Raw genomic sequence first — 9,192 nt, 5'->3', positions numbered from 1 at the left:
CCGCAGTACTCAGGTGACCGCCCATGAATGATTTACAGATCGACGACATTAAAACCGACGAAAACGCCGCCATGGTGTTGTTGGTGGACGATCAGGCGATGATCGGCGAGGCCGTGCGCCGTGGGCTGTCGAATGAAGAGAACATCGACTTCCACTTCTGCTCCGACCCGCACCAGGCCATCGCCCAGGCGGTACGGATCAAACCGACGGTAATCCTGCAGGATCTGGTGATGCCCGGCCTCGACGGCCTGAGCCTGGTGCGCGAGTACCGCAATCACCCGGCGACCAAGGACATCCCGATCATCGTCCTGTCGACCAAGGAAGACCCGCTGATCAAGAGTGCGGCGTTCTCCGCCGGGGCCAACGATTATCTGGTGAAGCTGCCGGACACCATCGAGCTGGTGGCGCGCATCCGTTACCACTCGCGCTCCTACATGACCCTGCTGCAGCGGGATGCGGCGTACCGTGCGTTGCGCGTCAGCCAGCAGCAGTTGCTCGACACCAACCTGGTGCTGCAACGGCTGATGAACTCCGACGGCCTGACCGGGCTGTCCAACCGCCGGCACTTCGACGAGTACCTGGAGCTGGAATGGCGCCGGTCGTTGCGTGATCAGAGCCAGTTGTCGCTGCTGATGATCGACGTCGATTACTTCAAGTCCTACAACGACAGCTTTGGCCACGTCGAAGGCGACGAGGCGCTGCGCAAGGTCGCCACGGCGATCCGCGACGCCAGCGCCCGACCGTCGGATCTGCCGGCGCGCTACGGCGGTGAAGAGTTCGCCCTGGTGCTGCCGAACACCTCGCCGGGCGGCGCACGCCTGGTGGCGGAGAAACTGCGCCAGACCGTGGCGGCCTTGAAGATTCCGCACAACACCCCGAGCGAAGGGGCGAGCCTGACCATCAGCATCGGCCTGGCGACCATGGTGCCGCAGTCGGGCAGCGATTGCCGGCTGCTGATTTCGGCGGCGGATCGCGGGTTGTACCTGGCGAAGAACAACGGGCGTAATCAGGTGGGTATCGAATAGGTTCGCAATCCCCCTGTGGGAGCGGGCTTGCTCGCGAATGCGGAGTATCAGTCGACATCGATGCTTAATGACACACCGCCTTCGCGAGCAAGCCCGCTCCCACAGAGGATGCGCGTCAGGCCATGTCAAGTGAATCGCCTTAACAGCCGCCAGACGGGCTGCCGTGACAGCCTGATTACGTTATACTCGCCGGCTTTCAAAAGTTCGCCAACGAGTGCTGCCTGTCATGGAAATCAACCCGATCCTGAACACCATCAAGGACCTGTCCGAGCGCTCCGAAACTATTCGGGGGTATCTTTGACTACGATCAAAAGCATGAGCGTCTGACCGAGGTCAATCGCGAGCTTGAAGATCCGAGTGTCTGGAACAAACCTGAATACGCCCAGGAGCTGGGCCGCGAGCGCTCGGCGCTGGCGCAGATCGTCGACACCCTCGACGAACTGAACGGCGGTCTGGCCGATTGCCGCGACCTGCTGGACATGGCTGTCGAAGAAAACGACGAAGGTGCAGTGGGCGATGTCGTCGCCGAACTGGCCCGTCTCGAGGAAAACCTCGCCAAGCTTGAATTCCGCCGCATGTTCAGCCACGAGATGGACCCGAACAACGCCTACCTGGACATCCAGGCCGGCTCCGGCGGTACCGAGGCCCAGGACTGGGCCAACATCCTGCTGCGCATGTACCTGCGCTGGGCGGACAAACGCGGTTTCGATGCGACCATCATGGAGCTGTCGGCCGGTGAAGTCGCCGGTATCAAAGGTGCGACCGTGCACATCAAGGGCGAATACGCCTTTGGCTGGCTGCGCACCGAGATCGGCGTGCACCGTCTGGTGCGCAAGAGCCCGTTCGACTCCGGCAACCGTCGCCACACCTCGTTCTCTGCCGTTTTCGTCTCGCCAGAGATCGACGATAAGGTCGAAATCGAAATCAACCCGGCAGACCTGCGGATCGACACCTATCGTTCCTCCGGTGCCGGTGGTCAGCACGTAAACACCACCGACTCGGCCGTACGTATCACCCACGTACCGACCAACACCGTGGTCAGCTGCCAGAACGAGCGTTCCCAGCACGCCAACAAGGACACCGCCATGAAAATGCTGCGTGCCAAGTTGTACGAGCAGGAAATGCAGAAGCGCAACGCCGCTTCCCAGGCGCTGGAAGACACCAAGTCGGACATCGGCTGGGGTCACCAGATCCGTTCGTACGTGCTCGACGCGTCGCGGATCAAGGATCTGCGCACCAACATCGAACGCAGCGACTGCGACAAGGTGCTCGACGGCGACATCGACGAATACCTGGAAGCCAGCCTGAAGTCGGGGCTGTAAAAGACGCACACAGGGGCGCTGATGCAACGCGATCCCTGTAGGAGCCAGCCCTGCTGGCGATTCCCGGGCCGCCAGGCCCGGGGGCAACGAACCTGATGGAATATCTAAAGACATGAGCGACCAACAACTCGACCCGCAAGCCCTGCAACAGGAAGAAAACTCGCTGATCGCCCTGCGCAAGGAAAAGCTGGCTGCCGAGCGCGCCAAGGGCAACGCCTTCCCGAACGACTTCCGCCGCGAAAACTACTGCGAAGATCTGCAGAAGAAGTACGCGGACAAGACCAAGGAAGAGCTGGCCGAGGCTGCTATCCCGGTCAAGGTTGCCGGTCGCATCATGCTCAACCGTGGCTCGTTCATGGTGATCCAGGACATGACCGGTCGCATCCAGGTCTACGTCAACCGTAAAACCCTGTCCGAAGACACCCTGGCCGCGGTCAAGACCTGGGACATGGGCGACATCATTGCCGCCGAAGGCACCCTTGCGCGTTCCGGCAAGGGCGACCTGTACGTCGAAATGACCAATGTGCGCCTGCTGACCAAGTCGCTGCGCCCGCTGCCGGACAAGCACCACGGCCTGACCGACACCGAACAACGCTACCGTCAGCGTTACGTTGACCTGATCGTCAACGAAGACGTGCGCCAGACCTTCCGCGTACGCTCGCAAGTGATCGCGCACATCCGCAGCTTCTTGATGAAGCGCGACTTCCTCGAAGTCGAAACGCCGATGCTGCAGACCATTCCTGGCGGCGCCGCAGCCAAGCCGTTCGAAACCCACCACAACGCGCTCGACATGGAAATGTTCCTGCGTATCGCGCCTGAGCTGTACCTCAAGCGTCTGGTGGTTGGCGGTTTCGAAAAAGTGTTCGAGATCAACCGCAACTTCCGTAACGAAGGCGTTTCGACTCGTCACAACCCTGAATTCACCATGTTGGAGTTCTATCAGGCTTACGCCGACTACGAAGACAACATGGACCTGACCGAAGAACTGTTCCGCGAACTGGCGCAGCTGGTTCTGGGCAGCACCGACGTGCCGTACGGCGACAAGGTGTTCCACTTCGGCGAGCCGTTTGCCCGTCTGTCGGTGTTCGACTCGATCCTCAAGTACAACCCTGAGCTGACCGCCGATGACCTGAACGACATCGACAAGGCCCGCGCCATCGCCAAGAAGGCCGGCGCCAAGGTGCTGGGCTTCGAGGGTCTGGGCAAGCTGCAGGTGATGATTTTCGAAGAGCTGGTCGAGCACAAGCTGGAGCAGCCGCACTTCATCACCCAGTACCCGTTCGAAGTGTCGCCGCTGGCCCGTCGTAACGACGAGAACCCGAACGTCACCGACCGTTTCGAGCTGTTCATCGGCGGCCGTGAAATCGCCAACGCCTACTCCGAGTTGAACGACGCGGAAGACCAGGCCGAGCGCTTCATGGCGCAGGTGGCCGACAAGGACGCCGGCGACGACGAAGCCATGCACTACGACGCCGACTTCGTGCGTGCGTTGGAGTACGGCATGCCGCCAACGGCCGGTGAAGGTATCGGCATCGACCGTCTGGTGATGTTGCTGACCAACTCGCCGTCGATCCGCGATGTGATCCTGTTCCCGCACATGCGACCGCAAGCGTAAACGTTTCAGTTAAAAAGCCGCCTAAAACAGGCGGCTTTTTATTGCCTGTCTGGTACAAATGTATCAATTGGTTACTTTTGAAATAGCAGAGGAAGTCCAGTCGTGATGGTTGCAATCGCTCAAGAAGGTGCAGCGGGTATCGCCACTGCGGTCGCTGAAAGTGTTCAGTACCAGGGCCGCAAGGCCAGCCGACAGGGCAGCGAGCAGCGTCGTCAGGACATTCTCGACGCGGCGATGCGCATCGTCGTGCGTGACGGCGTGCGTGCCGTACGCCACCGCGCCGTGGCGGCCGAGGCCGGTGTGCCGCTGTCGGCCACCACCTATTACTTCAAGGATATCGATGACCTGCTCACCGATACCTTCGCTCAATACGTCGAGCGCAGCGCGGCCTACATGGCCAAGCTGTGGATCAACAACGAAGGCCTGCTGCGCGAGATGGTCGTCAGTGGCGACGGCAGCCCCGAGTCGCGCTCGAAACTGGCGGATGACATCGCGCGGCTGATGGCTGACTACGTGCACCGGCAACTGGTCAATCGCCGCGAGCATCTGATGGCCGAGCAGGCGTTCCGCCAGGAAGCGCTGCTCAACCCGCGGCTGGCGGATCTGGTGCGCTCCCATCAGCAGATTCTGCTGCAGGGCACCTGCCAGTTGTTTCAGGTATTGGGCTCGCGTGAACCGCAGCAAGATGCCAAGGTGTTGACGGCGATTATCGGACGGATGGAATATCAGGGCCTGCTCAACGACGCCGAGCCTTTGGCCGAACAGGACATGCTCGGGATTCTGACGCGGTATATGCATCTGGTCCTCGCCTCGGTCTGACAGCTGATGGAAATCCCCTGTGGGAGCGGGCTTGCTCGCGAATGCGGTATCACATTCAACGATTCAGTTGACTGACCCACCGCCTTCGCGAGCAAGCCCGCTCCCACAAGGGGACTGAGCCGGATCATCAGGGCGACGCGTGTTCATAGGGAGTGTTGAATGAAAGCCTGGCGTGGCGTGCTGATCGCCTTGTCGTTCCTGCTGCTCAGTGGCTGTCTGGTGACCTTCAAGGATCCGCTGCCTGCCAGTGCCCCGGCGCCCAAGGGGTTGCTGGGCACATGGTCGAGCACCAATGCCTGGGGCGAGCCGATGAACCTTGAGCTGACCCGCGTCGGCACTGATCGCTATCAGGCCATCACCTGGTTCAAGGCCAGACCCCACGAGCGCGAGGCTTACCCGTTCACCGTGTCGCACCATGGCAGTCGCTGGTATCTGTCGGCGAAAGTGCCGGCGCGTTACGGTGGCCAATACACCATCGCCGGTTTCGAACTCACCGACAAACACGAGTTGGTGGTGTACAGCCTCGACCTCGAACAGATCAATCAGGCGATCAAACAGAAAACCCTCGACGGTCAGCCATTCCCGACCGACGATGGTGACGGCGTGCAGGTCGACAGCAGTCTCGACAAGGTCTTTGCTTACCTCGACGATCCGGCCAATTCCGATGCATTCGTCGAAGCCGCGCGCTATCAGCGCCAGGCCCGCGCCAAATAATTCAGTTTTCTACAGGAGTTTCGGGTGGACGATTACCAGCAGACGATACGCACGCTGTCCGATCGCATTGTGCTGGCGCAGACGCCGATCCGCGTGCTCGATGCGGTGAAGTGGGACGAGAATATCCGCAAGGGTTTTCTCAAGGCCAAGGGCAAGGAAATGCCGGCGGTGGATCGCGACTACTACCTCAATCGGCCGCTGTCCTTCGATTCGAGCAAGGTCAAACTGGAATTCCAGAACATCGAGCGCGACATCACCCGCCAGCTCGGCCAGTTCAACCCGGTCGGGCAGATCATGCGGCGCATGTGCAAGGAATACCGCATGGTGGTGCGCATGCTCGAAGCGCGCGGTACCGAGGATTTCGGCCTGATCTCGCAAGAGCTGTACGGCGCCGCCTCCGATGCGTTTCACGCCGGCGACCCGACCCTGGCCGACCTCGGCCTGATGATGTCCGACTACCTGAACAACATTGATGGCCGGGGCGACCTGAAGGACGAGCCGAAGATCCTCACCGCCAAGGACGCCGTGCACCTGCTGCAAACGCGTTTGAACAAGGTGTTCGGCGAGGCCGAGGAAACCATCCGCGTGTTCGAATCCGACGGGATTGTCGCCGACGCGGCGGCGGGCGCCGACTACATCAAGATCCGCACCGACGCGCTGTTCAACGACCGCGACGTGCGCGCACTGGAAGTCCACGAAGGCCTGGTGCATGTCGGCACCACCCTCAACGGTCTGAACCAGCCGATCTGCACCTTCCTGTCCAAGGGGCCGCCCTCGTCGACGGTAACCCAGGAAGGCCTGGCGATCCTGATGGAAATCATCACCTTCGCCTCCTACCCGAGTCGCCTGCGCAAGCTGACCAACCGTACCCGCGCGATTCACATGGTCGAGGAGGGCGCGGACTTCTTGCAGGTGTTCGAGTTCTTCCGCGAGCAGGGCTTCGAAATGGCCGAAAGCTACGGCAACGCCAGCCGGGTGTTCCGTGGTTCGACGCCGACCGGCCTGCCATTCACCAAAGACTTGTCCTATCTCAAGGGCTTTATCATGGTTTACAACTACATTCAGTTGGCCGTGCGTAAAGGCAAGCTCGAACAGGTGCCGCTGCTGTTCTGCGGCAAGACCACCCTGGAGGACATGCGTACCCTGCGACAGTTGGTCGATGAAGGTCTGGTGGTGCCGCCCAAGTATTTGCCGGAACAGTTTCGCGACATGAACGCGCTGTCGGCGTGGATGTGCTTCTCCAACTTCCTCAATCACCTGAGCCTGGACCGGATCGAGGCGGATTATTCCAATATCCTGTAGACCACACACAGACCCCCTGTAGGAGTGAGCCTGCTCGCGATAGCGGTGAGTCAATCAGCATAAATATCGCCTGACACACTGCTATCGCGAGCAGGCTCACTCCTACAGTTTTTGACTGTATTCCAACCCGAATCTTTTGCGAGGTTTCACCGGATGAGAATCCTCGGCATCCTTTGCCTGCTCCTGACCCTCGGCGGTTGCAGTTCGTTGTTGTTCTACCCTGAGCCGGGCCAGATCTTCACCCCGGAAAAAGCCAAGCTCGAATACCGTACCGTCACGCTGACTACGGCTGACGGCCTCAAGCTCAACGCCTGGTGGCTGCCGGCCAAACCCGGGGTCGAGGTCAAGGGCACGGTTCTGCACCTGCACGGCAATGGCGGCAATCTGCCGATGCACCTCGGCGGCAGTTGGTGGTTGCCGAAAAACGGCTATCAGGTGCTGCTGGTGGACTATCGCGGGTATGGCTTGTCGGAGGGTGAACCGAGCCTGCCGGCGATCTATCAGGACATCGACGCCGCGTTCGCCTGGCTGGATCAGGCGCCCGAGGTCAAAGGCAAGCCGCTGATCCTGCTCGGTCAGAGCCTCGGCGGCTCGATGGCTGTGCATTGGCTGGCGCAGCACCCCGAGCGGCAAAAACAGCTCAAGGCTTTCGTGCTCGATGGTGTGCCCGCCAGTTACCGCAGCGTCGGCCAGTACGCCCTCAGCACCTCATGGCTGACATGGCCGTTCCAGGTGCCGCTGTCGTGGCTGGTGCCGGACGGCGACAGCGCCATCCACTCGATGCCGCAGCTCAAGGGCGTGCCGAAACTGATCTTTCACAGCATCGACGACCCACTGGTGCCAATGTCCAACGCCATCCGCCTGTATCAGGCAGCGCCGCCACCGCGTGTGCTGCAACTGACCCGCGGTGGCCACGTGCAGACCTTCGGCGACCCGGTCTGGCGCCAGGTGATGCTGCGTTATCTGGAAGACCCCGAGCATTTCAACGGCCTGCGCCGCCTCGGCGAGATCCCGAACTACCCGCAACCCCCGAATTCTGAAAATGAGAGTCCGCAATGACTGAAGAACGTAACGCCATCCCGCTGATCATCACCGGTATCTGCAGCATCCTCGGCACGGTCGGTGCCCTTTGGTACTACGGTTACCTGCACTTCGCCAAACCCGAGGATGCGCTGCTGCTCAACGAATTCACCATGCTCAAGACCGTGCCGGGTGAAGACTACAAAATCTCGCTGGACCCGGCGCCGCAAGTGGCGCAGTGCATCGATGGCGTGCTGGTGCTGTTTGATACCGAGCAGAAAGGCCTGACCGGTGTGCTGATCAATGCGCAGAAAAAAGCCGTGCGCTGCATGGGGCAGGAAACCCCGCAGAAACTCGAGCAATAACCCGATCAAAACTGTGGGAGCGGGCTTGCTCGCGAAAGCGGTGTGTCAGTCACTCTATATTCCGACTGATCCACCGCTTTCGCGAGCAAGCCCGCTCCCACAGGGGAATATGTATGGCCAAAAAAAGCCCCGCCTGACTCAGTCAGGCGGGGCTTTTGCGTTACTGCGTGACGCTTAGTTCGAGCTGACGGCCGAACGTGGCAGCACTGGCTGGTTGTCGTTGGAAATGGTCACTTCCACACGACGGTTCATCGCACGGCCCGAGACGCTGCCGTTGTCGGCAACCGGGTATTCCTTGCCATAACCCTGAACCACGATGCGCGAAGGATCTACGCCCATCTTGATCAGTGCGACTTGAACCGAGGTCGCACGACGCTCGGACAGCGACTGGTTGTAAGACGCCGCGCCGGTGCTGTCGGTGTAGCCTTCGACGATCACTTTGCGATCAGGGTTTTCCTGGAGGAATTGCGCCAGTTTGTTGATGTTCACCAGACCGCTGGATTTCAGGTCAGCCTTGTTGGTGGCGAACAGCACGTCGCCGAAGGTCACCAGGGTACCGCGGTCGGTCTGCTTGGCGTTCAGGCTATTCTGCAGCTGTTTGATCTGCTGATCGCGAGCGTCCAGACGGGCCTGGGCACGTTGCGCGGCAGCGTTCTTCAGGTTGTTTTCAGCGGTGCGCAGGGCGATGGTCTGCTTGGCCACTTCCACGCGCTGGTTGGTCAGGTAGGCCAACTGGTCAACCTTGGCTGCGTCTTGCTTGTCCAGATAAGCCTTGTCAGCCTTGTCCAGATAATCGCTGGCGTCCTTGGTTTCCAGGGCAGCGACTTTGCTGGCCTGTGGGTTGGCCTGCAGGCCGGCGTAGTTGGTGCGCGCCTGTTCCAGGTTCGGGTTAGGCGGAGTGGAGCAGGCAGCCAGGGCAACGCTTGCGGCCAGAAGAGCGGGGATCATCAGTTGCTTACGCATAATTTGTCGTCCTTTCTATCGATAAAAGTTTCAGCTTTGCGATTCCG

9 protein-coding genes and 1 pseudogene are annotated in these 9,192 nt (G+C 60.5%); 9 read left to right on the top strand and 1 reads right to left on the bottom strand.

Features of this window, described 5'->3' with window-relative positions:
- The first annotated feature begins 23 nt into the window (after positions 1–23).
- From LCH64_RS14125 to LCH64_RS14085, 9 genes and pseudogenes are all read left to right on the top strand, one after another.
- Entirely contained in the window at positions 24–1,025 is a 1,002-nt protein-coding gene (locus tag LCH64_RS14125; protein WP_003222045.1) for a PleD family two-component system response regulator, read from the top strand.
- Between the two features lie 15 nt (positions 1,026–1,040).
- Positions 1,041–1,130: pseudogene (locus LCH64_RS28365) on the top strand (metal ABC transporter ATP-binding protein); the annotation flags it as partial.
- A 121-nt stretch (positions 1,131–1,251) separates the two neighbouring features.
- Positions 1,252–2,347, top strand: a protein-coding gene (prfB, locus tag LCH64_RS14115; protein WP_103485386.1) for a peptide chain release factor 2 whose coding sequence is annotated in 2 segments (ribosomal slippage) — positions 1,252–1,323 and positions 1,325–2,347 — 1,095 coding nt in all. Because the reading frame shifts where the segments join, the coding sequence is not laid out codon by codon here.
- 112 nt (positions 2,348–2,459) lie between these two features.
- Positions 2,460–3,962: a lysine--tRNA ligase gene (gene lysS, locus LCH64_RS14110; RefSeq protein WP_003222049.1), complete on the top strand. Its 1,503-nt coding sequence runs from the start codon at positions 2,460–2,462 to the stop codon at positions 3,960–3,962.
- Between the two features lie 105 nt (positions 3,963–4,067).
- Entirely contained in the window at positions 4,068–4,781 is a 714-nt protein-coding gene (locus LCH64_RS14105; protein WP_003222051.1) for a TetR family transcriptional regulator, read from the top strand.
- A gap of 159 nt (positions 4,782–4,940) precedes the next feature.
- Positions 4,941–5,495: a hypothetical protein gene (locus LCH64_RS14100; protein WP_003222053.1), complete on the top strand. Its 555-nt coding sequence runs from the start codon at positions 4,941–4,943 to the stop codon at positions 5,493–5,495.
- Between the two features lie 24 nt (positions 5,496–5,519).
- On the top strand, positions 5,520–6,797 hold the full coding sequence (locus LCH64_RS14095; RefSeq protein WP_003222055.1) for a flavohemoglobin expression-modulating QEGLA motif protein: 1,278 nt from the start codon (positions 5,520–5,522) through the stop codon (positions 6,795–6,797).
- Between the two features lie 153 nt (positions 6,798–6,950).
- Positions 6,951–7,856, top strand: coding sequence for an alpha/beta hydrolase (locus LCH64_RS14090; RefSeq protein WP_003222056.1), 906 nt, complete (start codon positions 6,951–6,953; stop codon positions 7,854–7,856).
- Complete coding sequence (locus tag LCH64_RS14085; RefSeq protein ID WP_003222058.1) at positions 7,853–8,182, top strand: hypothetical protein; 330 nt, start codon at positions 7,853–7,855, stop codon at positions 8,180–8,182. Before LCH64_RS14090 ends, LCH64_RS14085 begins: the two co-directional genes overlap by 4 nt.
- 174 nt (positions 8,183–8,356) lie before the next feature.
- Here the strand turns inward: LCH64_RS14085 and LCH64_RS14080 are convergent, their stop codons facing one another.
- Positions 8,357–9,145, bottom strand: coding sequence for an OmpA family protein (locus LCH64_RS14080; RefSeq protein ID WP_003222060.1), 789 nt, complete (start codon positions 9,143–9,145; stop codon positions 8,357–8,359).
- Positions 9,146–9,192 lie beyond the last annotated feature (47 nt).

The organism is Pseudomonas sp. MWU16-30322 (assembly GCF_020515535.1).
Classification (GTDB): domain Bacteria; phylum Pseudomonadota; class Gammaproteobacteria; order Pseudomonadales; family Pseudomonadaceae; genus Aquipseudomonas; species Aquipseudomonas fluorescens_H.
The sequence above is the reverse complement of the archived record's forward strand: the minus strand, read 5'-3'. Positions and strand labels throughout refer to the sequence as shown.

Coding starts and splice junctions, on each gene's coding strand:
- LCH64_RS14100 (WP_003222053.1), top strand. CDS start 4,941: ATGAAAGCCTGGCGTGGCGTGCTGATCGCCTTGTCGTTCCTGCTGCTC.
- LCH64_RS14080 (WP_003222060.1), bottom strand. CDS start 9,145: ATGCGTAAGCAACTGATGATCCCCGCTCTTCTGGCCGCAAGCGTTGCC.
- LCH64_RS14125 (WP_003222045.1), top strand. CDS start 24: ATGAATGATTTACAGATCGACGACATTAAAACCGACGAAAACGCCGCC.
- LCH64_RS14105 (WP_003222051.1), top strand. CDS start 4,068: ATGGTTGCAATCGCTCAAGAAGGTGCAGCGGGTATCGCCACTGCGGTC.
- lysS (WP_003222049.1), top strand. CDS start 2,460: ATGAGCGACCAACAACTCGACCCGCAAGCCCTGCAACAGGAAGAAAAC.
- LCH64_RS14090 (WP_003222056.1), top strand. CDS start 6,951: ATGAGAATCCTCGGCATCCTTTGCCTGCTCCTGACCCTCGGCGGTTGC.
- LCH64_RS14085 (WP_003222058.1), top strand. CDS start 7,853: ATGACTGAAGAACGTAACGCCATCCCGCTGATCATCACCGGTATCTGC.